At 67.3% G+C, this 22,838-nt stretch carries 19 protein-coding genes, 1 pseudogene and 1 CRISPR repeat array; of the genes and pseudogenes, 16 read left to right on the top strand and 4 right to left on the bottom strand.

All coding sequences use genetic code 11. The features are described from left to right. Positions 1-27: 27 nt before the first annotated feature. Positions 28-1,614, bottom strand: coding sequence for an FGGY-family carbohydrate kinase (locus tag R3I40_RS09830; protein WP_285261868.1), 1,587 nt, complete (start codon positions 1,612-1,614; stop codon positions 28-30). Between the two features lie 219 nt (positions 1,615-1,833). On the opposite strand from R3I40_RS09830, the gene R3I40_RS09825 reads away from it, so the two are divergent. The 3 genes and pseudogenes from R3I40_RS09825 to R3I40_RS09815 form a co-directional block, all read left to right on the top strand. Continuing rightward, entirely contained in the window at positions 1,834-2,280 is a 447-nt protein-coding gene (locus tag R3I40_RS09825) for a P-type ATPase actuator domain-containing protein (protein ID WP_285261867.1), read from the top strand. A gap of 20 nt (positions 2,281-2,300) precedes the next feature. Next, positions 2,301-2,558, top strand: a complete 258-nt coding sequence (locus R3I40_RS09820; RefSeq protein ID WP_317699967.1) for a hypothetical protein — start codon at positions 2,301-2,303, stop codon at positions 2,556-2,558. Beyond that, positions 2,479-2,739: pseudogene (locus R3I40_RS09815) on the top strand (imidazolonepropionase); the annotation flags it as partial. The gene R3I40_RS09820 and the pseudogene R3I40_RS09815, both read left to right, overlap by 80 nt. Positions 2,740-2,816: 77 nt before the next feature. Here the strand turns inward: R3I40_RS09815 and R3I40_RS09810 are convergent. Beyond that, a complete protein-coding gene (locus tag R3I40_RS09810; RefSeq protein WP_285261865.1) occupies positions 2,817-3,125 on the bottom strand; it encodes a hypothetical protein in 309 nt (102 codons plus the stop codon). Positions 3,126-3,559: 434 nt separating this feature from the next. Between R3I40_RS09810 and cas3 the strand changes: the two genes are divergently transcribed. The 8 genes from cas3 to cas2e are packed head-to-tail and all read left to right on the top strand — an operon-like array spanning position 3,560 to position 12,526. Then, positions 3,560-6,412 carry a CRISPR-associated helicase Cas3' gene (cas3, locus tag R3I40_RS09805; protein WP_317699966.1) on the top strand — a complete coding sequence of 951 codons (2,853 nt, stop codon included), beginning with the start codon at positions 3,560-3,562 and terminating at the stop codon, positions 6,410-6,412. Then, positions 6,399-8,063, top strand: a complete 1,665-nt coding sequence (casA, locus tag R3I40_RS09800) for a type I-E CRISPR-associated protein Cse1/CasA (RefSeq protein ID WP_285261863.1) — start codon at positions 6,399-6,401, stop codon at positions 8,061-8,063. The genes cas3 and casA overlap by 14 nt, the downstream gene beginning before the upstream one ends. After that, positions 8,053-8,715: a type I-E CRISPR-associated protein Cse2/CasB gene (gene casB, locus R3I40_RS09795; protein ID WP_275436784.1), complete on the top strand. Its 663-nt coding sequence runs from the start codon at positions 8,053-8,055 to the stop codon at positions 8,713-8,715. The genes casA and casB overlap by 11 nt, the downstream gene beginning before the upstream one ends. 11 nt (positions 8,716-8,726) lie before the next feature. Continuing rightward, complete coding sequence (gene cas7e / locus R3I40_RS09790; RefSeq protein ID WP_239376544.1) at positions 8,727-9,857, top strand: type I-E CRISPR-associated protein Cas7/Cse4/CasC; 1,131 nt, start codon at positions 8,727-8,729, stop codon at positions 9,855-9,857. After that, positions 9,854-10,561, top strand: coding sequence for a type I-E CRISPR-associated protein Cas5/CasD (gene cas5e, locus R3I40_RS09785; RefSeq protein ID WP_239376545.1), 708 nt, complete (start codon positions 9,854-9,856; stop codon positions 10,559-10,561). Before cas7e ends, cas5e begins: the two co-directional genes overlap by 4 nt. Then, entirely contained in the window at positions 10,558-11,253 is a 696-nt protein-coding gene (gene cas6e, locus R3I40_RS09780; RefSeq protein WP_239376546.1) for a type I-E CRISPR-associated protein Cas6/Cse3/CasE, read from the top strand. Before cas5e ends, cas6e begins: the two co-directional genes overlap by 4 nt. Further along, positions 11,217-12,185 (top strand): type I-E CRISPR-associated endonuclease Cas1e, encoded by a 969-nt coding sequence (gene cas1e, locus R3I40_RS09775; protein WP_317699965.1) that lies wholly within the window; start codon positions 11,217-11,219, stop codon positions 12,183-12,185. Before cas6e ends, cas1e begins: the two co-directional genes overlap by 37 nt. Next, positions 12,182-12,526 carry a type I-E CRISPR-associated endoribonuclease Cas2e gene (gene cas2e / locus R3I40_RS09770; protein ID WP_317699964.1) on the top strand — a complete coding sequence of 115 codons (345 nt, stop codon included), beginning with the start codon at positions 12,182-12,184 and terminating at the stop codon, positions 12,524-12,526. The genes cas1e and cas2e overlap by 4 nt, the downstream gene beginning before the upstream one ends. A gap of 71 nt (positions 12,527-12,597) precedes the next feature. Further along, positions 12,598-15,711: direct repeats of the CRISPR family, unit length 28 nt; unit sequence GTGCTCCCCGCGTCAGCGGGGATGAGCC. 8 nt (positions 15,712-15,719) lie between these two features. Here the strand turns inward: cas2e and R3I40_RS09765 are convergent. Further along, positions 15,720-15,914: a hypothetical protein gene (locus tag R3I40_RS09765; RefSeq protein ID WP_285261862.1), complete on the bottom strand. Its 195-nt coding sequence runs from the start codon at positions 15,912-15,914 to the stop codon at positions 15,720-15,722. A 32-nt stretch (positions 15,915-15,946) separates the two neighbouring features. On the opposite strand from R3I40_RS09765, the gene R3I40_RS09760 reads away from it, so the two are divergent. The 3 genes from R3I40_RS09760 (at position 15,947) to R3I40_RS09750 (ending at position 18,309) form a co-directional block, all read left to right on the top strand. Beyond that, the gene (locus tag R3I40_RS09760; RefSeq protein WP_239376548.1) at positions 15,947-16,255 is read left to right on the top strand and encodes a hypothetical protein; all 309 of its coding nucleotides are present in this window, start codon (positions 15,947-15,949) and stop codon (positions 16,253-16,255) included. Between the two features lie 604 nt (positions 16,256-16,859). Continuing rightward, positions 16,860-17,273, top strand: a complete 414-nt coding sequence (locus R3I40_RS09755; RefSeq protein ID WP_239376550.1) for an SRPBCC family protein — start codon at positions 16,860-16,862, stop codon at positions 17,271-17,273. Positions 17,274-17,343: 70 nt separating this feature from the next. Further along, positions 17,344-18,309: a GIY-YIG nuclease family protein gene (locus tag R3I40_RS09750; RefSeq protein ID WP_285261861.1), complete on the top strand. Its 966-nt coding sequence runs from the start codon at positions 17,344-17,346 to the stop codon at positions 18,307-18,309. A gap of 81 nt (positions 18,310-18,390) precedes the next feature. Here the strand turns inward: R3I40_RS09750 and R3I40_RS09745 are convergent, their stop codons facing one another. Continuing rightward, the gene (locus tag R3I40_RS09745) at positions 18,391-19,164 is read right to left on the bottom strand and encodes a carbon-nitrogen hydrolase family protein (RefSeq protein WP_285261860.1); all 774 of its coding nucleotides are present in this window, start codon (positions 19,162-19,164) and stop codon (positions 18,391-18,393) included. 303 nt (positions 19,165-19,467) lie between these two features. Between R3I40_RS09745 and R3I40_RS09740 the strand changes: the two genes are divergently transcribed. Together R3I40_RS09740 and hutH are read left to right on the top strand one after the other, a co-directional pair. Then, the gene (locus R3I40_RS09740) at positions 19,468-20,916 is read left to right on the top strand and encodes a YjiH family protein (RefSeq protein WP_285261859.1); all 1,449 of its coding nucleotides are present in this window, start codon (positions 19,468-19,470) and stop codon (positions 20,914-20,916) included. Positions 20,917-21,040: 124 nt separating this feature from the next. Next, positions 21,041-22,582, top strand: coding sequence for a histidine ammonia-lyase (hutH, locus tag R3I40_RS09735; RefSeq protein WP_285261858.1), 1,542 nt, complete (start codon positions 21,041-21,043; stop codon positions 22,580-22,582). Positions 22,583-22,838: the final 256 nt, after the last annotated feature.

Here is a 22,838-nt window from a genome sequence, read left to right as displayed (position 1 = left end):
GCACGAGGCGCGGTGGGGATGATCGGGTCAGGCGGCGAGGGCGCGGCCGACGGCTTCGCGGTGGTCCCGCTGCGTCACCTCTCGCACGGTGCGCACTCCCGCGAACACCTGCTGCAGCGGCCCACTGAGCAGGTCGTCGCGCACCTGTGCGATGTCGCGGTAGCAGGCGTGCCGGGCCGCATCGGGCCGGGCGGAGGCGCCGCCCTGGTTCCAGGCGGTCAGCTGATCAGCGAGGGAGTCGGTGAGGCCAACCGCCTGGTTCGCGAGGGCGGCGTCGGCCAGGACGGGGCCGTCCACCCGCCGCGGGCGGCGCCACGGCACACCGGTGACGTCCGCCTTGATCTGGTTCCAGACATCGCTGCAGGCGCCGCCGCCGGTGACGAGCACTTCGCTGAGCGGTTGCGAGCTCTGCTCGATGGTGCGGATCGTGGACGCGTACTCGAACGCCACCGCTTCGAGAGCGGAACGCCACAGGGCGCCGGTGGTGGTGCTCGAGTCCATGCCGAGCCAGGTGCCGGAGGCGTCCGGATTGTTCGGGTTGCCACCGGCGAGGTACGGCAGGAAGAGGACCCCGTCGGCCCCCGGGCGGACCGCGGCCGCGAGCGTGTCGAACTCGGCGTAGAGGGCGTCGTCCTGGGGGCGGGAGGCGACTTGGTCGCGGAACCACCGCAGGGACAGGCCGCCGGCGCGGACGTACCCCCAGTAGAACGACTGGCCGGGGATGGTGCCGAGGCTGTACAGCAGGCCGGGGATCTGTGTGGCGGCGGGGATGATGCCGTCCACGCCCACGGTGAGGATGCTCGTGGTGCCGGCGGAGTCGGTGGCCTGCCCGGCTGTCACCATGCCGGAGGCGAGGGTGGACTGCTGGACGTCGCCTGCACCGGCGGCGATCGGGGTGCCGACGGGCAATCCCGTGCGTCGGGACGCCTCCGCGCAGACGGTGCCGATGACGGCGTCGGACGGCACGATCGGCGGAAGGAAGTCTGTCCGCAGGCCCAACAGCTCGAACTGGGCGGGGGAGAAGCCACCGGTGGCAGCGTCCCAGCCCACCATGAAGCCGGAGGCGTGCGTGGGGTCGGTGACCATCTGAGCCTGGCCGTGGCCGGCGAGACGGCCGGAGACGTACGGCGCCACGGAGACAGTGCGGGCGATCCGGGCGTACACCTCGGGGTGGGTGTCGCGGATCCACTGCAGCTGGAACGGGGCGGCGTACGCATCGAGGGTGGTGGTGCCGGATTCGGCCGCCCAGAGCGGTTCGAGGTCGCGGCCGGCGCGGGCGGCGTGGCCGGCAGCGCGGCTGTCGAGGCTGGTGATGACGGGGAACAGGATCCGACTGTCCTCATCGAGGAGGACCTGGCCCACGAGGATGCCGGACAGGGCGATGCCCGCCACCTGTGAACGGTCGATGCCGTTGTCCACCGCGGAGTCCAGGGCCCTGGCGATGGCGGTGAACGCGCAGTCCACCAGGTGCTCCGGGTCCATCTCCGCGAGCCCCGGGCCGGGGTAGGTGATGGTGTGCGGGGTGTATGCGGCGCCCACCTGCACACCGCTGATGGTGTAGACCGCTGCCTTGCTGCCCTGAGTGCCGATGTCGACGCCGATCGTGACCGCCACGAGCGCCCCCTTTCAACCGATGTTCTCAGCACCGTAGGCACGCCCCGGCGGAGAAGGCTCGCTTCATGACGGAGTGTGCCCGTATGTGAATGACGGGGTCGGGACAGAGCCGCGGCCCACCGCCCGGAGCCCCCACTTGATCCCGGTCAAGGTGCCGAGTGCCGGCCGCTGATGAACTCGTATCAACGCTCATCCTCTACGTGTTGATGGAGGCTCATCATGACGTCCCACCTGCGCGCCCTGCGCTACCGCGCCTTCTCCATCGACCTGCTCGTCACCACCGCCGTCACCGGCGCCCTGGTGATCGGCGAGTTCGTGGAAGCCGGCGTGGTCGCCTTCCTGTTCGTCGTCGGCTCCTGGCTGGAGGCCCGCACCCTGGAGCGCACCCGCCGCTCCGTCAGCGACCTGCTGGACATTGCGCCCGAGAAGGCGGACGTCATCCCTGACGGCCGCACCATCACCGGCGAGCCCGTCCCCGCGGAGAAGTCCGAGGGCGACTTGGTGTACGCCGGCACCATGGCCGCCGACGGGTTCCTCACCGTCCGCGCGGACTCCGTCGGCTCCCGAACGGCGTTCTCCCGCATCTACACCCCGGGCATCATCGTCGCTTCCCTGATCGCGCTGCTGATCACCCGCGACATCCACGTCGCCCTCCGTTCCTCGTGATCGCCTGCCCCGGTGCCCTCGTGATCTCCACCCCGGTCTCGATGGTCGCGGGCATGAGCAACGGCGCCCGCCACGGCGTGCTGCTCAAGGGCGGCGACTCCGTCGAGCGCCTCGCCCCGGCCGACACCTTCGTGGTGGACAAGACGGGCACGCTCACCCACGGCAAGCCGGAGGTCATCACCATCGTCCCGCTGGCCGACGGGTTCCGGCCCGACTGTCGCCACGATCCTGCCGGCGTGCGACATCTCCACGCGGATGCCGTTCGCGCCCGCGCGTAACCTGCTGGATGCGGGGGCGGTGGTCGCGATCGCGCTGCGGATGGCTGACGTGGGCCATCTGACGGTGGGTGCCCGCGCCGACCTGCACGTGCTCGATGCGCCCGCAGCGATCCACCTGGCGTACCGTCCGGGCATGCCGATGACGTGGAAGGTGTTCGCGCGCGGCGCCGAGGTGAAGTGACGGCGGCATGAGGAAGGCCCCTCCGGTTCGATGGACCGAGAGGGGCCTTCGCTGATGCCTGCGGCGGGCGGGAAGTATCAGCCCTTCAGCGGCTCCGCAAGCTCCTGTTCGAACGTGGCCCAGTCGATGAGTTCAATGCCGATGATGTCGGCATTGGGGATGTTCATCGAGAGGGCGCGGCGTGCGGCTGCAAGGTTCTCCTCGAGGGCGTTGCTGAAGCTGGGGGCGTCGACCGCGATGTCGATGGAACCTTCGCGGAGGCCGGGGCTGAAACCGCCGGCCGGCGCGAAGTAGACAAGTGCGTCGAGGAGGTCGAAGACGGCCTCCTCTGTGGTGTCCGTGGTGGCGATCCAGTCGATGCTGGCGTGCCCGGAGTCGGTGGTCATGCTGGGTCTCATTTCTGCAGAGAACTGCGGTGGAAGAACGGATTGCAGCCCAGTGCCCTGAGACGCGCGGTGGCGCTTCAGGGTACTAGGAGCTGAGTACCGCGGCCCAGATGCACGAGGCCAGCCGACGGGTGCATGAATGTAAGCGGAGGCCACCTCGAGACCTGAGGTGCCCTCCGCTTGTCCCCGCTGGCGCGGGGAGCACGGCGCACCCGCGTCTGTACGAGGGCTCATCCCGGCTGACGCTGGGAGCGAGATGCGCCAGAAGCAATCTACGTCCTGCGCCTGTGGTGCGACATGCAGAGTCGAAGGTGCTTCAGTAACTGAATTCGTAAAGTCGGGGGTCTGGGGGTTGACTTCATATTGGGCGGTCTGCCTATGCTGACCCTGACGGCGTGAAACCGCAGAGTGAACAAGGCCTCGAGGAGGGCGCTATGGACGCAATGGAGCTGGCGCGGGTGCTGTGGGCGAAGTCTGGGGACGGTTCGCGGTGGCTTTCGCTCTTACAGCATCTCTCGGATTCATGCAGTGTGGCGGGACTTTTGTGGGACTCCTGGGTTCCGCTGAGCATTCGATCCCTGGTCAGTGAGCAGACCGGGCTCACGGACGAAGAATGCCGAAGCATCCTGCGGTTCCTCGCCGGTGCTCACAACTGCGGGAAAGCAACCATGACGTTCCAGATGCTCGCCTCGCACCAGCCGGAATATGCTCATCTCGCCGAGCGTGTGCGCGACGCCGGTCTCAGCCTCGATCTGAGCGCCAACGAGCAGATGATTCCCCGCTTTCGCCACGAAATGGCGTCAGGGATCCTGCTTCGTCGCTGGGCCATGGAGCAAGGGTGCTCGATCGACACTGCGAAATCCCTGGCAAGCATCGTCGATGCGCACCACGGAAAATCGAGCGAGGTGAAGCTGATCGGGGAAGCGGAAGTGATCCTCGATTCCTACCCTGAGAACTGGCAGGAGGCCCAGCGGTACCTTCTCGACCGCGCCGCAGATGAATCAGGAATCAGAAGCCTGATCGGGCACCTCCCCGAACTGCCGATTCAGACCCAGAACCTATTCGCGGGCATCGTGATCGCGGCCGACTGGATAGCCTCGAACGAAGAAGCATTCCCGTTGGAAACCGTCCACGACCAGGAGAGCCGTATCGAAGCAGGATGCCGAGCCATTGACCTCACGGTTCCGTGGACGGCGGAGGGATCCGTCGGCCCCGCCGCGGAGTTCTACCGCGAACGCTTCGGATGGGGACCCGAGATGGCCCCGCGGCCGGCCCAGGAAGCCATGATCGAGGCGGCGAAAGCCGCAGAGGGTCCCGCTCTGCTCATCCTGGAAGCGCCGACGGGCAACGGCAAGACCGAAGCCGCCTTTGCGACAGCCGAAATCCTCGCGGAGAAGACCGGTGCGGGTGGGGTGATGGTCGCGGCACCCACAATGTCCACCGCCAATGGCCTGTTCGAACGCTTCCTCTCATGGATCCGCAGAGCAACCCCGAGCGGTGAAGTCTCCTCACTGTTCCTCGCACACTCACGAGCTTCGCTGAACGAGGACTACCATCGGCTCCGCTTCCGCGGCATCGATGCTGACGATCCCTCATCCGGAGGTGATGTGGTGGCCTCGCAATGGATGTCCGGGAGGAAGAAGGGCATTCTCTCCACATTCGTCGTGGGCACAGTCGATCAGGTGCTGCTCATGGCCCTGCAGTCCAAGCATTCAATGCTGCGTCATCTGGGGCTTGCGGGGAAAGTCATCATCGTCGACGAGGTGCACAGCTACGACGCCTACATGTCCAGCTACCTGAAGACCGCGCTGACCTGGCTCGCGTCCTACGGAGCATCGGTCATTCTGCTTTCTGCGACGCTGCCTGTGGGCCAGAAGGAGCAACTCGCCCACGCATATCAGCAGGGACTGCCCGGCTATCGGCGCAAGCGCGGCCGGCAGCAGCCCCTGTCGCTTTCGCACGCGTACCCGGCCATCACCTCGGTGACGGCGCGGTCCGTGGACGAAACACCGGTTCCGCTGGGAGAAGTGGAACTGACTGCGGGAGTCTCAACCCTCGAGGATTCGCCCGAGTCGCTCGTGGACGCCGTCGGAGACCTGCTGGCTGACGGCGGCTGTGCGCTGATCATCTGCAACACCGTCAAGCGCGCCCAGGCGGCGTTCACCACGATCAGTGATCGGTTCCCGGGAGAGGTGGAACTGCACCATGCCGTTTTCCTCGCTTCCGACCGGTCCCGAAGGGAAGATGCTCTGCGTGCAGCGCTCGGCCCCCAGGCGCACCGGGGCTCGGGCCGACCGGAGCGCCGAATCGTGGTGGCGACCCAGGTGGCGGAGCAGAGCCTGGACATCGATGCGGACGTGCTGATCACGGATATCGCACCAGTGGACCTCCTGATCCAGCGCATCGGCAGGCTCCACCGGCACAGTCGCCCAGCGTCGGACAGACCTGCCGGCCTCCAGAAGGCGACCGTGCTGATCCGCGGCATCCTCACCGACCTGAGCCCGAGCGAAGCTCCGGAGTTCGACGGTGGTGCGATTGCGGTCTATGGGGCGCGGATGCTGCTGGCCACCGCCGCCCTGCTCCACTCCACTGTCCTGGCCGACGGGTTCCAGCGCCCCCACAGCACCGCACCACTGGTGCAGCAGGCGTACGGACCAGACCCTGAGATTCCGACCGGGTGGGAGGAGACGTGGGCCGAGGCGTGTGCAGACGATGAGAAACGGCGGAAGCGCCAGGAGGACAATGCGAAGACGTGGCGGTTCCCGCAGCCGCGACAGGCGCTCTACCTGGACGCACTGTTCTCCCGCTTCTACGACGACCGCAGCCGCTCCGCATCTGACGCGGAGGCGTTCGGGCTCGCGCAGGTGCGCGACAGCACGCCCAGTCTCGAAGTCATCCCGATCATCAGAACGGAGACGGGCTATCGCCCCTTCCCATGGGTCGGAGACCGTGAGGCGGCGCTGGTCGACCGGATTCCGGATGCCGAACTCGACCGCCGGTCTGCACGGGATCTCGCGGGCAGCATCATCCGGCTTCCCGGCTGGGTGGGCCGCAATCCGCAGGCGCTCGACGTCCTCATCGCGCAGCTGGAACGCGGAACACCGCTCGGATGGAGGAAGGACCCGTTCCTCCGCGGAATGATCGCCTTGCCTTTTGACGAAGACCTGACCACTGACCTGCAGGGCCGCGCGCTGCGTTACAGCCCCGATCTCGGCCTGATCGAAATCGCCGAAGACCCCCACCGTCCTCGCCAGCATCCTGAAGGAGACGCCGATGGCAGCAACTGAATTCTCACTCGTCACCGAGCCGTGGATCCCTGTGGTTCTCACAGGAGAGGAACGCAGGCTCGTGAGCCTGCGCGACCTGTTCTCGGGGCAGATCGAGGTGATCGCGCTCAGGGGTGATTCCCCCACCCAGGACTACGCCGTCCTGCGAGTGATCATCGCGATCTATGTGCGCGCCCATGTGCTCTACAGCGACTATGACCTCACTGATGCACGTGAACTTCGCACCTGGCGCCGTGAGCAGTGGACTGCGGCCGACGGGGCCGTTCGCGACGACCAGGTGCTGGAGTACCTGTCCGACCATGCTGACCGGTTCGATCTTCTCTCCTCGGAAGTGCCGTTCATGCAGGTTGCTGATCTGCGCACCAAGACCGGTGGGCAGCTGCCCGTGCGCCGTCTGATCCCCGAAGCCGAAGGCGACAGGTTCACCATGCGGGCTGGTGCGGGTGTTGAGACGCTCGGCTTCGCCGAAGCCGCTCGGTGGCTCATCCACGTGCATGCCTTCGACTATTCCGGCATCAAATCGGGAGTGCTGGATGATCCGCGAGTCAAGGGTGGAAAGAGTTATCCGATTGGCACAGGGTGGAGCGGCTACACAGGCGGCACCACCATCCTCGGCCGAAATCTCCGCCAAACTCTGATGCTCAACTGCCCTGATTCTGTATTCCTGGAAAGTGACGCGGACCTGCCTGCCTGGGAACGCGAACCGGATCGTCCAGGAGCACGTGCAGCCGAGATTCCGCAGGGGGCCTGTGACCTCATGACCTGGCAGTCCCGCCGTGCCCACCTGCACCACAACGGGGAGCACGTCACGGGCTGCATGGTCACCAATGGGGACAGGATCCCCGATGCAGGAGCGAACGTGCTCAACGACCCGATGACACCGCACCGATACTCCACGAACAAGTCCAGTAGAACCCAGGACGTGTTCTACCCCCAGCCGTATTCGCCGGAGCGCACCATGTGGAAGGCGCTCGAACCCCTTGTCAGTCTGGGTGGAGATGTGCCGCTGGAGAAGAAGGCGAAGCCGGGCAAGCGCCCGCAGAACCTCGACTGGTTCTCGGCTGCAGCACGCTCGGTGCCCGGGGTGCCGACGCTCGCGCCCGTTCGCCTCACCTCGATGACCTACGGTCCACAGTCAGCCACCATTACCGAAGTGGTGGATGCGGCTGTGGAACTGCCAGCCGCAGTGCTCCAGGAAGAGAACGCATACGCTCGCCAAGCCGTACTCGGTGCAGCCCGCAGCACCCTGGATGCCGGCATCGCTATCGGGTCTTTCGCCGGGTGGCTCCTCCAGGCCGCAGGAGACGAATACGTGTTCCAGGCCCCCGCCACCGATTCCTTCCTCGCCATGCTCGAGCAGCCCTTCCGCAAGTGGCTGCGCACCGTGCCTACAGATGACACGGAGCAGGTGGACGCTGCGGTCGCGGATTGGCACACGCAGGTGTTCCAGGCCGCAACGGACCAGGCCGCCATTCTCATCAAGGGTGCCGGGCCCCGCGCTCTCATCGGCCGGACCATTCCTGAAGGGGAGGGAATGCGCACTCATTCAGCAGCCACTGCCCTCAGCAGGCTGCGCCGCTCGCTCACCAAGACTCTCGCTCGTGCAACCCAGATCATCAGAACGGAGAAGGAGATTCGCCATGACAGTTGAGAACAGTCCCCCCGAACGGGCAGAGGGGAAGGGACCCGGTGGACTCAGGGGCGCAGTGCGCAACGCCGCAGTGGCGCTGCAGGATGCTGCACTGGGCAACCGCGGAGATCGTCAGAAGGCGGACGCGAGGGCCGCACTTGCCCGCTTGCGCCGAGCAGCCGGGCAGTCCCCGGAACGCCATCCTCTGGAGTTCGAACAGGTCCTTTCCTCACTCAGCGCTGATCTGCGCGAGGGGGAGACCGGTCACGGGGATGCCCCCACCCCTAGCGAACAGGCTGCCTTCGATGCCCTCACACTGTTCGCCGTCCACGCACAGAGCATCACGGAACCGATCCATCGGGACGGTCGCTCCTTCGCCAGCGCGATGGGGCTTCTCATCGACCGCAGCAGCTCGCAGTCCCTCAAGCCGCGCTTCGATGCTCTCCTTGCGGCGCGCGACCACCGCGCCCGCACCACACATCTGCGCTCCCTGATCACCCTCCTGCGCGGAGAGAAGCTCGCCTTCGACTACGGCGCGCTCGCGGGCGACCTGCGCACGCTGGCAGGACAGCACCGGCAGGGGGTCCTGCTGCGCTGGTCGCGGGACATCACATTCGCGCCGATGCGCGAGAAGAAGACAAGAGACTCCTCATCCACCACCTCGGAATCCTGAAAGGAACACTCATGACACTCATCGTTGACATTCACGCTCTGCACACGATTCCGCCGAGCAACATCAACCGCGATGACACCGGCGCACCGAAGTCCGCTGTCTTCGGCGGGGTTCCTCGGCAGCGCGTCTCCTCCCAGGCGTGGAAGCGCGCAATCCGCCGAGAATTTGAGAACACCCTCGGCCAGGAGAAGATCGGCTACCGCACCAAGCACACGGCTGAACTGATCGAAAAGCGGATGAAGCACCTGGCGATGGAGAGCGGCACAGAGTTCAACGAAGCCGATGCCCGAGCTGCAGTCAAGGCTCTCTTCGCTGCGGGCAAGATCAAACTGACGGAGCCGAAGGCCAAGGAGGGAGAACAGCCTGGAGCCGAGCAGACCGGCTACCTCCTGTTCCTCTCGTCTCGCCAGATCGACAGGGCTGCACGACTCCTGCTCGATCTCGACGGAACGAAGCCGAAGCCTGCTGATGCGCGTGACGTTCTGGACACCCACCACAGCATTGACATCGCCATGTTTGGACGCATGCTTGCCGACGCCCCGGACTTCAACGTGGATGCTGCAGTACAGGTTGCACACGCCATCGGAGTGCACGAGTCGGAACCCGAATTCGACTACTTCACCGCGGTGGATGACGTTGTGGAGGACAACGAGGAAGCCGGGGCGGGCATGATCGGCACGGTCCAGATGATGTCGTCGACTCTGTACCGCTACGCCACCGTGAATGTGTCGGGTCTCGCGAAGAACCTCGGGGATCCTCAGGCTGTCGTGCCCAGCGTCCAGGCGTTCGTCAAAGCATTCATCACCTCAATGCCCACGGGCAAGATCAACACTTTCGCAAACCAGACGCTGCCCGAACTGGTGTATGTGACGGTGCGCCGGGACCGTCCGGTCTCCTTGGTCAACGCGTTCGAGGAGCCGGTGACGGCGGGAGACGATCAGGGACGCCGCGTCAGCGCGGCTCATAGTCTTGCGAAGGAGGCCCGCGAGCTGGAGAGTGCCTATGGTTTCGCACCCGAGGCGGCGTTTGTGCTCGGCACCTCTGAGATGGTGGCCGCCCTCGAGGGGCTCGGCGCAACGGTGACCCTTGCCGACCTGAACGAAGGACTCGCAAAGGCGCTCGGCGAAGGCAGCGATTCATGACAGCCACCCTTCTGCTGAAGCTGAGCGGTCCAATGCAGTCCTGGGGGCACCAGGCGCGATTCAACCGCCGTACAACAGCCTCTGCCCCCACGAAGTCAGGCGTGCTGGGCATGATTGCGGCGGCTGAGGGGCGGCATCGCACGGATTCGCTGGCGGACCTGTTGGGGCTGCGGTTCGCCGTGCGTGTGGACCAGCCGGGCACCCTTCTGCGCGACTACCAGACCGCACAGACCTGGCAGCGCAGAACGAAGACCGATACCTCGCTGGTCACCCGGTACTTCCTCCAGGACGCCGTGTTTCTCGCAGCAATCGAATCCAAGGACCGCGAGGTTCTGGAAGGGATGGAGGAAGCGTTGCTCTCACCGATGTTTCCTTTGTACCTGGGGCGCCGTTCATGCCCCGCGAACCCGGATCTCGTGAAGGGGATCGTAGACACCGATGCAGTGGTCGCGCTGCAGCAGGCGAAGTGGTGTGCCGGTAAGCCGTACAAGAAGCGGTGCGCACAGTCCGTGTCGCTGCCCGTGTATCGAGATGCTCTGCCGGGTGAATCCGGCGAGCAGATCCAGGATGTGCCGGTGAGCTTCGATCAGGAGCACCGGAAGTACGCCTGGAGGACAGTGGTGGAGGATTCCCCCGTCGAGGTGGAGAATTCTGAAGGCACTCGCCCTCGGGACCCATTCTTCGAGGCGGTGGTGCAGGCATGACGACTCTCAGCAGAATCCCCCTTGATCCGCGGGTGCGGGGCGCACGAAAACTGATCGGCAACCCTCAGGCGATGCACGCCGCGGTGATGACCGCCTTCAGCGCTGGCGAGGCTGATCTCAGCGGCCGGGTGCTGTGGCGACTGGACTCGACGCCCGACCGTCATGTGCTGTACCTGGTGGGTCCAGGCGTGCCGGACCTCGATGTCATCGCCGGCCAGGCCTGCAGTGCGGGCGAGCGCGGGGACACAGCTGATCTGGGCCCGTTCCTCGACCGGCTGGCAACAGGGCAGCGATGGGCGTTCCGACTCACCGCCAACCCGGTTCATTCCAAAGCGGGTGAACGCGGCCAGCGGGGGCGGGTGCTCGCGCATGTGACCGTGGCGCAGCAGTTGGCCTGGCTTGATACGAAGAGCGGCCAGCACGGCTTCTCGATCGTGCATCGGGATGCGCCCCGGGAGCCGTCGGCCGAGGAGCTCGCAGTCGAGCATCTGGATGCGATGGTGTCGCAGCGGCGTGATCTTCGATTCCATAAGGGAAAAGCGAAGCATCCGGTGATGATCCGGACAGCACGCTTCGATGGTCATCTGGAGGTGACCGATGCGGAGCTGCTGCGTCGTTCCCTGACCGAGGGGATCGGGCGAGCGCGTGCATACGGATGCGGGCTGCTGTCACTGGCGGCACCGACCGGATGACAGCGCGTCCCAGCAGTGCTCCGCTCGGGCGGCATTCCCTCGCCCGAGCGGAGCACCGTCTCAGCTATCTGTATGCGGAGCATTGCGTTGTTCACCGTGATGCGAATGCGGTGACGCTCACCGACCAGCGTGGAGTCGTCCATGTCCCAGCGGCGTCACTGGCGGCGCTCCTGCTCGGCCCGGGGACACGTACCACCTTCGGTGCGATGAGCCTGCTGGGCGATTGCGGAGTCTCCGTCGTATGGGTTGGGGAGAGGGGCGTGCGGTACTACGCTCACGGCCGTTCGCTGTCGGCTTCATCGCGATTGGCGGAGGCACAGGCGGCGATCGTGACGAATCAGCGCCGTCGCTTGGAGTGTGCGCGGGCTATGTACAGCATGAGGTTTCCCGGTGAGGACGTGAGCGGCCGAACGATGGCTGAGCTGCGTGGGCGTGAGGGAGCCCGGATGAAGAAGATCTATCGGGAGCACGCGGAGCGCACGGGCGTGGAATGGTCGAGCCGCCGTTACGACCCGGATGACTTCAGCGCTTCCGATGCGATCAATCAGGCGCTCACCTCGTGCAATGCCGCTTTGTACGGGGTGACGCAGGCGGTGCTCGTGTCCTTAGGCGCGGTCCCCGCGCTGGGTGTGGTTCATTCCGGGACTGATCGTGCTTTCGTCTACGACATCGCTGATCTGTTCAAAGCTGAAGTGGTGGTCCCGGCAGCCTTCGATGTGGCAGCGGCCGGGGAGGACGATGCCGGGCCCCGTGCGCGCCGAGCCCTGCGGGACCAAGTCGTGGAAACGCGACTCATTCCGCGGATGATCGCAGCTGTGCATGAGCTCCTTGATGTGCCGGACGAGATGGACCTGGCGTTGGGGGACCTGCTGCTGTGGGATGAACTGGATGCCGTGGCTGCCGGAAAGAACTGGTCGGGGACCAGCTCATGATGACGCTGGTACTCACGGCGGTGCCGGCGGGTCTGCGAGGCGATCTGACAAAATGGTTGCTGGAGATCAGCCCAGGGGTCTTCGTAGGGAACCCGAGCGCTCGGGTTCGCGATGAACTGTGGGAACGGGTGATGGGAAGCGTGGCCGACGGGCGCGCACTGCTTGTCTATCCGGATGCGAATGAGCAGGGGTACTCCTATCGCGTTCACCGTCATGCCTGGACGCCGGTCGACTTCGATGGCGTCACTTTGCTGCGCAGACCGACAGGTGGTGAAAGGGTCCCGCAACGGTCGACTGGGTGGAGCAATGCGGCTGCTTACCGACGTGCACGTCGTCGCTGATACGGGCCGTAGCGCATCGCAAGTCGTGTCTAGAATGGACAGTAGGCTTCCATTTCCCCAGGTGGGGAAGTGTGCTCCCCGCGTCAGCGGGGATGAGCCGATCTCCAACACCCGAGCGAGGCGCATCCTCAGGTGCTCCCCGCGTCAGCGGGGATGAGCCCAACCGAGCGAGCCGCATCCTCCACAGCGCCAAGTGCTCCCCGCGTCAGCGGGGATGAGCCGCGGGGGTATTTGCCGTAGGGAAGACCCTCGGGGGTGCTCCCCGCGTCAGCGGGGATGAGCCTCATGGGGACGCGAGACCCCCGCGTTATCGCGGGTGCTCCCCGCGTCAGCGGGGATGAGCCGAGGCGATCTCGACGTGGGACGAAAGCAGAACAGTGCTCCCCGCGTCAGCGGGGATGAGCCGTATGTGGAGGCCAGTACCCAGCTGGTGATCTCGTGCTCCCCGCGTCAGCGGGGATGAGCCCCTGTTCAAGTTGGATCGCAGTTGCATCTCTCATGTGCTCCCCGCGTCAGCGGGGATGAGCCGGCCAAGGTCTAGGGCGCGGGAAAGCGCCTCAGGTGCTCCCCGCGTCAGCGGGGATGAGCCCTGTGTCGCGCCCCTGGTGCCGAACACCTTAGAGTGCTCCCCGCGTCAGCGGGGATGAGCCCGTTTGGATTAAGCCCGTCCCGGACGACCCCGAGTGCTCCCCGCGTCAGCGGGGATGAGCCGGAATCGGCGTGCCGCCGAGTTGACCTGCTTGGGTGCTCCCCGCGTCAGCGGGGATGAGCCGTCACCGCGGGCCTCGTTTCGGCCGTAGATCGCGTGCTCCCCGCGTCAGCGGGGATGAGCCCGCGAATAACTTCCCCATGGTGGACAAGAACTCGTGCTCCCCGCGTCAGCGGGGATGAGCCGCCGCGGCCGAGGAGGATCGGGAAGTCGCTGGTGTGCTCCCCGCGTCAGCGGGGATGAGCCCACCAAGCCAGTAACCGAACACGTACGGGTCAAGTGCTCCCCGCGTCAGCGGGGATGAGCCGATGGCTGACACGCTCACCCCCGGCGCGCCCGGGTGCTCCCCGCGTCAGCGGGGATGAGCCCTCGTAGGTCTTCAAGTCACTGTTGGTGGCGTTGTGCTCCCCGCGTCAGCGGGGATGAGCCGGGGATGGGGTCCACCACGGGGAAGAGCGGTGGGTGCTCCCCGCGTCAGCGGGGATGAGCCCGTCCGATGGGTCAGTAGCGGCCCACCCTCATGGTGCTCCCCGCGTCAGCGGGGATGAGCCGATCGGCCTCACCCCACCGCAGGAGGTGGACGCGTGCTCCCCGCGTCAGCGGGGATGAGCCGGCGGCGACGGCGCTTGCTGTTCCGCAGTTGGCGATGTGCTCCCCGCGTCAGCGGGGATGAGCCCTCACCGTGCTCAGCGCACGAATGTGGCCAGGAGTGCTCCCCGCGTCAGCGGGGATGAGCCCACAGCGCGCCCACGTCTATACGAAGGCTCATCGTGCTCCCCGCGTCAGCGGGGATGAGCCGGACGACCACGACTAGAATCTAGGCATGGACCCGTGCTCCCCGCGTCAGCGGGGATGAGCCGCGGGGGTCGATGTGCGCCTAGCGCACCTGTATGTGCTCCCCGCGTCAGCGGGGATGAGCCCCGCGCTAGAGAAGGCGGGTCGTGCGGGGTCCAGTGCTCCCCGCGTCAGCGGGGATGAGCCCGCGGCGGCGAGGCGCAGCAGCGTGTCCTTTTCGTGCTCCCCGCGTCAGCGGGGATGAGCCCACCTACAATTCACCCCAGATAAGCCACCACCTGTGCTCCCCGCGTCAGCGGGGATGAGCCCCGTTCGACGGTGAGAACGCCTACGACGATGCCCTGGCTCACTGCGCCGCGCAGGCGCGGAGGGTGCTCCCCGCGTCAGCGGGGATGAGCCCATCGGCCTCAGACCATTTCCCACGTCGCATCGGTGCTCCCCGCGTCAGCGGGGATGAGCCTTCTCGGTGACGGTCCGCAAGGACCAGCTGCGGGTGCTCCCCGCGTCAGCGGGGACGAGCCGGAGTCGAGCGCCGCGATGAGAGGGGCGGCGTCGTGCTCCCCGCGTCAGCGGGGATGAGCCCGAGCACGGACAGCTCGAAATCGCCCACGAGGAGTGCTCCCCGCGTCAGCGGGGATGAGCCCGATCCGCGCCGTATCAGCAGCGAGTGGGGATAGTGCTCCCCGCGTCAGCGGGGATGAGCCGTTGTTGCCGTAGAGGGTGATCGCGGTGATGTCGTGCTCCCCGCGTCAGCGGGGATGAGCCCCAATCGGGCCAAGCGCTATCTTCCACGCCGCCGTGCTCCCCGCGTCAGCGGGGATGAGCCTACCACCCCCCGCACCTTCACTGCTGCATGGCGGTGCTCCCCGCGTCAGCGGGGATGAGCCGTCCACGCCCTGCTCGACCTTGTCCGCCGCGTGGTGCTCCCCGCGTCAGCGGGGATGAGCCCTCCCCGGCCATGCTCGCCAGGATAAGCGCTATCGTGCTCCCCGCGTCAGCGGGGATGAGCCCGTCCCGGCGTCCGAGTCGCGCCACACCGCTGAGTGCTCCCCGCGTCAGCGGGGATGAGCCGCCTGGAGCGCCCGGATAGTGTCGCGCCCGGCGGTGCTCCCCGCGTCAGCGGGGATGAGCCCCCTGACCCGCTGTACGCCGACGCCGTCTCTGTGTGCTCCCCGCGTCAGCGGGGATGAGCCGCATCACTGTGCAGGGTGAGCGGGCGCTCCCACGTGCTCCCCGCGTCAGCGGGGATGAGCCTGACGCTGTTATCTCGCGTCGGGGTGCGATGTCGTGCTCCCCGCGTCAGCGGGGATGAGCCCATGAAGACCAAGCGCAACCCGTGGATTGCCGCGTGCTCCCCGCGTCAGCGGGGATGAGCCCTGCATAGCGGCCCCCTCCCTGGTGAGTTCCTGGTGCTCCCCGCGTCAGCGGGGATGAGCCCAGGACGGACACGCCGGGCCGGGTCCGGTCGCCGTGCTCCCCGCGTCAGCGGGGATGAGCCCGCTCGGCACGCACATGGGCGCGCGGTATCTCGGTGCTCCCCGCGTCAGCGGGGATGAGCCGTCGGTCAAGGTGCTGACCCGGTACAGTAACGAGTGCTCCCCGCGTCAGCGGGGATGAGCCCTCCTGCGCGTCGCCGGTGTCGCCGAACTTGAGGTGCTCCCCGCGTCAGCGGGGATGAGCCCACGATCCCTACTCGCCCACAAACTCGGCCACGCCTGGTACGGCGACGACGGCCCACAGGACGACGCCAACGAGGCCCGACCATGGCGATGGGCCGCTGATCTCCTCATCACCCCTGAGGCATACGCCGCTGCCGAACACCACACCGGCGGGCACATCCCAGCGCTCGCCGCCGCCCTCGACGTCACCGCCGAGATCATCCACGCCTACCAGGACACTCTACGAAGGACCACACCATGAAGCGCCGCGCTGCTCTCACCCTCGCCGCCCTGCTGACCCTCGCCGGCTGCGCCCAGTCCCCCGCCGAGAAGGTCGCTATGGCCGGCACCGACTGCGGCCTCACAGCCGACCAGTACCGCGACGGCACCAACGACGTCCTCATGCTGAAGCGCGGCGACGACCTGGACTGCGTCCTCGACGCCCTCGGCACCACCGACGGCATCCGCAACATGATCTACGACTACAAGCGGCCCGGATCGATCGAGCACTCCGACATCCGCTACTCGTGGCCGAACGAGACCCTGGTCCTGGTGTACGCCCGATGACGTGGACGGACACCGCGCCCCCGCGGATCAAGTGCTCCCCGCGTCAGCGGGGATGAGCCCGTCTGGTGACGGCCCAGGAACTGGGCAACACCGTCCTCCCCCCGCCAGCAGCGTTGAGCCTGAGGCTGTCCAACGATCGCGCGCATACGGAGACGCCCTGCGGCATCTGCATGCGAGCAGGGGCCGGGACCGGTGTCGCGATCGCCTGGCCGGTAAGGACGTCAGCATGCGGGACCGTCCCGCAAACGGGAAAATGAAGCGAGAGTCGCACGCATAGCGGCCGAGGAGATGCCGGTGAATGGACCAGGGCATGACCCCGGCAGCGGACACAGGCTGACTGGTGAGAAAGCGTTGCCACTGCCGCAATGAAATCGCCCGAACCGGAGAGCAGGCGCATGACTCGTCATACTGACCAAGCGTCAAATATTGGCAGTGACCTGGGCGACCCGCTCGAGGTCATGGCTCGCCGGAGCGTCGTCCCCGACGATGTGATCCCGCCACCGGACTCGCGCCACGGACCCGTGAGCGGATCTGCTGTCACCCCATAACGACACCGTTCTCCATCACTCGCACCGCCCACACCACCGCGACCCCAGACCAGGTCATGCCGCTGATCCTCGACTTCCACGAGTGGGAACTGTGGTCCCCGTGGGAGGGCCTCGACCCGCAGCTGAACCGCCGCTGCACCGGCCCCGACTCCGGCGTGGGCGCGAAGTACGGCTGGTCCGGCAACGCAACGGCCGGTGAAGGCACCATGGAAATCACGGCTGCCACGGACACGTCCGCGGACATCGCCCTGCACTTCACGAAGCCGTTCACCGCAGACAACCGGGTGCGCATCGCCGTGCCCCCGTCGGCCAGCGGCGGCAGCGACCTGACGTGGACCATGTCCGGTGAGAACACGCTACCGGCGCGGTTCTTCTTCGCCGTGTTCCGCATGGAGAAGACCCTCGCCAAGCAGTTCGACCGCGGCCTCGCCCAGCTCGCCGCCGTCGTCGAGGGCGGCACTCAGCGCTGAGCGGCCTGCGGGCAGGGCCCGAAGCACGTAGAGTCACCCAGTAGCAATCCGGACGACCGTTGGGGAAACAGTGCACGGCAGACAGGTCAAGCTCTTCCTCGTTGATGGAACCGCTGGTGGTCTCATCACCGCAGAGATCGGCAATTGGACAGGCCATATTCTGCGTGGAAAGCGAGAAAAGCTGGGGGAGATCCGTCGCCGTGAGGAGGCTCAACGGACCGGGGTCTACATCCTTCTGGGCGAGGACCCATCGATGCTAGCGGGCCAACTCGCGTACATCGGGCAGAGCGACAACGTCGCGACCCGGCTCGCCAACCATGATGCGAAGAAGGACTGGTGGAACGAAGTCCTCATCATCACCTCCAAGGACCTGAACCTCACCAGCGCGCACGTGCGCTTCATCGAGTTCCGGCTCATCGCCATCGCGAAATCAATCGCGCGCACCCCATTGGAGAACGGGAACACTCCCACGGGCGGCGCTGAGCTCCCTGAGGGTGACCGCTCCGACATGGAGTACTTCATCGAGCAGGTGCGGGTCCTCCTCCCGGTGCTTGGTGTGAATTTGCTGCGCGGGCAAGCACGGCCTGTGAAGGCAGACTTCGACGAGCGGGCACATTCTGCGATCTCAGAGCCCGTTGTGCCGCAGGCTCTGGGTCCGGAGCGCTCCCCGGTGTTCCGGCTGAGCCTCCGCAAGCGGAATGTCGACGCCCGCGCCCAAATGATCGACGGGGAGTTCACCATGCTCGAAGGGTCAGCTGTGGCGGAGGCCATGGCACCCCTGACTGCAAGCGCGGCTAATGCGACGCGGAGGCAGCACCTCCAGCGAGCCGAAGTCCGTCAGGAACTGTTCGACGATGGAAGCATCGAGCCCGATGAGACAGGCATCGCTCGCCTGACCCGAGACGTTGTGTTCCGGTCGGCGTCGGCAGCCGCAGCCGTTGCCGTAGGAAGAGCGTCTGCGAACGGCCGAATCGAATGGTGCACTGAGGACGGCCAGACCTACGCGTCCTGGGAAGATGCGGGCGCTCAGCACTGACGCTCCGCTCGCAGATGCATGGGCATGGCCGTCAGAGGCCGGCCTTCATCGCCATTGGTGCCGACACCCCGCCCCAGGGCCTCACATCCGCCGATTCTGCAGGCTCGGGTTCGACTCCCTCACCCGTCGCACTTCGTCCATGTCCACGTCCACGAACCCGAGCTTCTCGCCCGCGCCCAGGTCCATGAGCTGCGCGCCGTCGGCCCCGAACGCGGCGGAGCGCCCGACCGCCACGCCCTTCCCGCAGGAGTCCGTGCCGATGACCGCCATCGTGTTCTCGATGGCGCGGGCGCGCAGCAGGGTCAGCCAGTGGTCCTCCTTCATCGGGCCCGGCGCCCACTCCGCAGGCACAAGCGCCAGCTCGGCGCCGTCGGCGGCGAGGGCGCGGAACAGTTCGGGGAACCTGAGGTCGTAGCAGGTGGCGAGTCCGATCCGCACCCCGTCCACGGTGATCACGGTGGGGCGGACCTCCCCGGGGTGGATGCGGTCGGACTCGCTGAACGAGAAGGCGTCGTACAGGTGGATCTTGGTGTACGTGTCGGTGATCGAGCCGCCAGCGGCCACCAGCAGCGTGTTGTGCACCCGCCCCTGCGGCGCGGGCGTCAGCGACCCCGCCACGATCACGAGGCCGAGTCGGCCGGACAGGTCCGCGAGGGTGGTGGCGAAGGCGCCGTCGAGCCCCTGAGCGATGGGCTCCAGCGGGGCCGACGGGTCCTCGGTGCGGCCGATCGCGTACTCCGGCGCCACGAAGATCCGCGCCCTCTCATCGGCGGCGCGGTGCGCGGCGTCGCGGATCCGCTCAAGGTTCGCGGCCGGGTCACTGGTCGGGGTGAACTGCGAAACGGCGATCTTCATGGCACCTCCCGGGGTCGACTGTCGCCACCCTACTGAGGCGCCCTGGCCGCTGCCCGGCACCCGTCGGCCCGCCCTGGCCCGCCCCGCCAGCGACCCCGGCACCCGTCGGCCGGCCCCGCCGAGCAACCCCGCCACCCCATGTCCGGCATCGTGGACGGTCAGTTGGTCTGCGCGCCCACCAGACCGACCCGAAGGGGCACTGCACCCTGTGATCTGGCACACTGACTGCAATCGTCGGCGCCGCGAACGCCCCCAGTGGGTTCGCGGCGCTCCGGCACCCTGAACCCCGACCTCAGGAGTCCCATGTCCCACCCGATCGACCCCCACTCGGGCGGGCGGCTCAGCCGCACCCCGACCACCGCCATCCCCACCGGCGGTGCCCACTCGGGCCTGTCCGGCGCCGCCCAGTCCGCCGCCGATGCCGCCTCCGGCCGCTCCTACGGCGACTTCGACCCTGCGTCGGTGCGCGGCAAATGGCGCTTCGTCGTGTACAGCATCTTCGGCCTGTTCATGTTCTTTGCCGTGTTCTCCGTGAACGGCAAATCCTCCATCCCCGTGGACCACGTGCTCACCTTCGTGCGATGGGTGCTCGGCCCGGCCGTGCCGTTCGTTGTGCTGGCGCTCGTGGCCTTCGGCACCGTGAGGCCCTTCGTCACCGGTCGCTGGAACGCCAACCCGGTGCGGATCGTGTTCTCCGTGCTCAACATCCTCGGCCTCGTGGTCGCAGCGTTCGCCGCCTTCGGGCGCTTCCCCGGCCCGCTGTCCGACCCGGCCATCGGTGACTTCCTCTGGAACAAGCTCGCCATCCCCGTGGGCATGCTCATCCCCATCGGCGGCGTGTTCCTCGCCTTCCTCGTGGGCTACGGCCTGATGGAGTTCCTCGGCGTCATGCTGCAGCGCGTCATGCGGCCGCTGTGGCGCGTGCCCGGCCGCTCGGCTGTAGACGCCGTCGCCAGCTTCGTGGGCTCCTACTCCCTCGGCCTGCTCATCACCGACCGTGTGTACCGCGAAGGCCGCTACACCGGCCGCGAAGCCGCCATCATCGCCACCGGCTTCTCCACCGTCTCCGCCACCTTCATGATCATCGTGGCCGGCGCGCTCGGCCTGATGGACCACTGGCTGCTGTACTTCTTCGTCAGCCTGTTCGTGACCTTCCTGGTCTCCATCATCACCGTGTGGATCCCGCCGCTGAGCCTCATCCCCACCACCACCTATGAGGGTGTGGAGCACAAGCCGGAGCCCGTGGCCGAACCCGGCAACCGGCTGCGCACCGCGTGGACCGAGGCCATGCGCACCCTGCACCAGACGCCGTCGCTGCCGCGGAACGTGTGGTCCACCCTCAAGGACGGCACGCTGATGAGCGCGTCGATCATCCCCTCGATCCTGTCGGTGGGCCTGATCGGCCTGCTCCTGGCGAAGTTCACCCCGATCTTCGACTGGATCGGCTACCTCTTCTACCCGTTCGCGTGGATCGTGCAGCTGCCCGACCCGCTGCTGGCCGGCAAGGCCTCCGCGGTCGGCATCGCCGAAATGTTCCTGCCTGCCGGCATCGTGGGCGATCACGAATCGCTCGTGCTGCGCTTCGTGATCGGCGTGGTCAGCGTCAGCGCCATCATCTTCTTCTCCGGCATGGTCCCGGCGGTCCTCGCCACCGAGATCCCGCTGAAGCTGTGGCACTTCGTTGTCATCTGGTTCGAGCGCGTGGCCCTCTCGATCCTCATCGCCACCCCGATCGCGCACCTGCTGCTGTAGCGCGGGAGCGGAGTCAGAAACGCACCGCCCTCGAGATCCGGATCTCCGGACACTCGGGGGCGGTGCTGTGCGCCCGGCTCACAGATTTATGGCGCCGCTCCAGGCCGCCTGGCACCCTGAACCCATGACCAACACCATCACCCTCTCCACCTCTGGCGTCACTCCTGAGGACGTCAGCGCCGTTGCCCGCCACGGAGCGAAGGTCGAGCTGGACCCGTCGGCCCGCGAGCACATCCAGAGCGTCCGCCAGCACGTGGAGGACCTCGCCTCCAACCCCACCCCCGTGTACGGCGTGTCCACCGGCTTCGGCGCCCTCGCCGACACCTCCATCCCGCAGGAGAAGCGCCAGGACCTGCAGCGCTCCCTGATCCGCTCCCACGCCGCCGGCACCGGCCCCGAAGTGGAGCGCGAAGTCATCCGCGCCCTCATGTTCCTGCGCGCCCGCACCCTCGCCACCGGCCACACCGGTGTGCGCCCCGTGGTGGTCGAGACCATGCTCGCGCTGCTGAACGCCGGCATCACCCCGATCGTCCACGAGTACGGCTCCCTCGGCTGCTCCGGCGACCTCGCGCCCCTGTCCCACTGCGCCATCGTGCTGCTCGGCGAGGGCCGGGCCCGCGGCGCCGACGGTGAGGAGCGCCCCGTCCCCGAGCTCCTCGACGAGGCCGGCATCGAGCCGATCGCCCTCGAGGAGAAGGAGGGCCTGGCCCTCATCAACGGCACCGACGGCATGCTCGGCATGCTCCTGATGGCGCTCGCGGACCTGCGCGAACTCGTCAAGGCCGCCGACATCGCCACCTCCCTCACCGTGCAGGGCCTGCGCGGCCGCGACACCGTGTTCGGCCCCGAGCTGCACATGCCGCTGCGCCCCCACCCCGGCCAGGCCGACTCCGCCGCGAACGTCTTCGCGCTGCTCAAGGACTCCCCGATCGTGGCGGACGTCCTCGCCGAAGGCTCCCGCGTGCAGGACGCGTACTCGCTGCGCTGCCACCCGCAGGTCGCCGGCGGTGTCCGCGACACGATGACCCACGCGGCGATGGTCGCCGAGCGCGAACTCGCCTCCGCCGTTGACAACCCCGTGGTGCTCTCCGACGGCACCATCACCTCCAACGGCAACTTCCACGGCGCCCCCGTCGCCTACGTGCTCGACTTCCTCGCCGTGGTCGCCGCGGACCTCGCCTCCATCTGCGAGCGCCGCACCGACCGCATGCTCGACAAGGCCCGCTCCCACGGTCTGCCGCCGTTCCTCGCCGAGGATCCCGGCACCGACTCCGGGTTCATGATCGTGCAGTACACGCAGGCGGCGCTCGTCGCCGAGATGAAGCGCGCCGCCGTGCCCGCGTCCGCCGACTCCATCCCGTCCTCGGCGATGCAGGAGGACCATGTGTCCCTCGGCTGGCACGCCGCCCGCAAGCTCCGCGTCTCCGTGGAGAACCTGCGCCGCGTGGTCGCCATCGAGATCCTCACCGCCGCCCGCGCCATCGACATGCGCGCACCGCTGAAGCCGTCCGATGCGGGCGCCGCGGTGGTGGCGAAGCTGCGCGAGACGGTGGAGGGCCCCGGCCGTGACCGCTTCATGGCGCCGGACATCGAGGCCGCTGTGCAGCTGCTGAAGGACGGCGACCTCGTCGCCGCTGCTGAAGGTGTGGCCGGCGAACTGAAGTGACGCCGGCGGGGGCTGCTGCGGCGCCGTGCAGCCCCTGCCGCCCCGTCCCGGACGCACCCCAGCTGCGCTGAGCCCGGCCCCACGCCGCTTAGCCCATCGAGGTTGACCTTTTTGCGATATCCCCGCCGGGAAACTGCAAAAAAGTCAACCTCGTTCTGTGCGTCCGAGGCAAAGTCCCAGGTCACCGAGCCTCGGGGTCGCTAGGCTGGGCACAGCCGATTCCTGACCGAGCGACCGGCCAGCTCCGACACCCGTG

Source organism: Helcobacillus massiliensis (assembly GCF_033106145.1).
In the GTDB taxonomy this organism is placed as follows: Bacteria; Actinomycetota; Actinomycetes; order Actinomycetales; family Dermabacteraceae; genus Helcobacillus; species Helcobacillus massiliensis.
Note: the sequence above shows the minus strand (reverse complement) of the source record. Positions and strands in the feature narration are given on the sequence as shown.

Coding starts and splice junctions, on each gene's coding strand:
- R3I40_RS09825 (WP_285261867.1), top strand. CDS start 1,834: ATGACGTCCCACCTGCGCGCCCTGCGCTACCGCGCCTTCTCCATCGAC.
- R3I40_RS09810 (WP_285261865.1), bottom strand. CDS start 3,125: ATGACCACCGACTCCGGGCACGCCAGCATCGACTGGATCGCCACCACG.
- cas3 (WP_317699966.1), top strand. CDS start 3,560: ATGGACGCAATGGAGCTGGCGCGGGTGCTGTGGGCGAAGTCTGGGGAC.
- casA (WP_285261863.1), top strand. CDS start 6,399: ATGGCAGCAACTGAATTCTCACTCGTCACCGAGCCGTGGATCCCTGTG.
- casB (WP_275436784.1), top strand. CDS start 8,053: ATGACAGTTGAGAACAGTCCCCCCGAACGGGCAGAGGGGAAGGGACCC.
- cas7e (WP_239376544.1), top strand. CDS start 8,727: ATGACACTCATCGTTGACATTCACGCTCTGCACACGATTCCGCCGAGC.
- cas5e (WP_239376545.1), top strand. CDS start 9,854: ATGACAGCCACCCTTCTGCTGAAGCTGAGCGGTCCAATGCAGTCCTGG.
- cas6e (WP_239376546.1), top strand. CDS start 10,558: ATGACGACTCTCAGCAGAATCCCCCTTGATCCGCGGGTGCGGGGCGCA.
- cas1e (WP_317699965.1), top strand. CDS start 11,217: ATGCGGGCTGCTGTCACTGGCGGCACCGACCGGATGACAGCGCGTCCC.
- cas2e (WP_317699964.1), top strand. CDS start 12,182: ATGATGACGCTGGTACTCACGGCGGTGCCGGCGGGTCTGCGAGGCGAT.
- R3I40_RS09760 (WP_239376548.1), top strand. CDS start 15,947: ATGAAGCGCCGCGCTGCTCTCACCCTCGCCGCCCTGCTGACCCTCGCC.
- R3I40_RS09755 (WP_239376550.1), top strand. CDS start 16,860: ATGCCGCTGATCCTCGACTTCCACGAGTGGGAACTGTGGTCCCCGTGG.
- R3I40_RS09745 (WP_285261860.1), bottom strand. CDS start 19,164: ATGAAGATCGCCGTTTCGCAGTTCACCCCGACCAGTGACCCGGCCGCG.
- R3I40_RS09740 (WP_285261859.1), top strand. CDS start 19,468: ATGTCCCACCCGATCGACCCCCACTCGGGCGGGCGGCTCAGCCGCACC.
- hutH (WP_285261858.1), top strand. CDS start 21,041: ATGACCAACACCATCACCCTCTCCACCTCTGGCGTCACTCCTGAGGAC.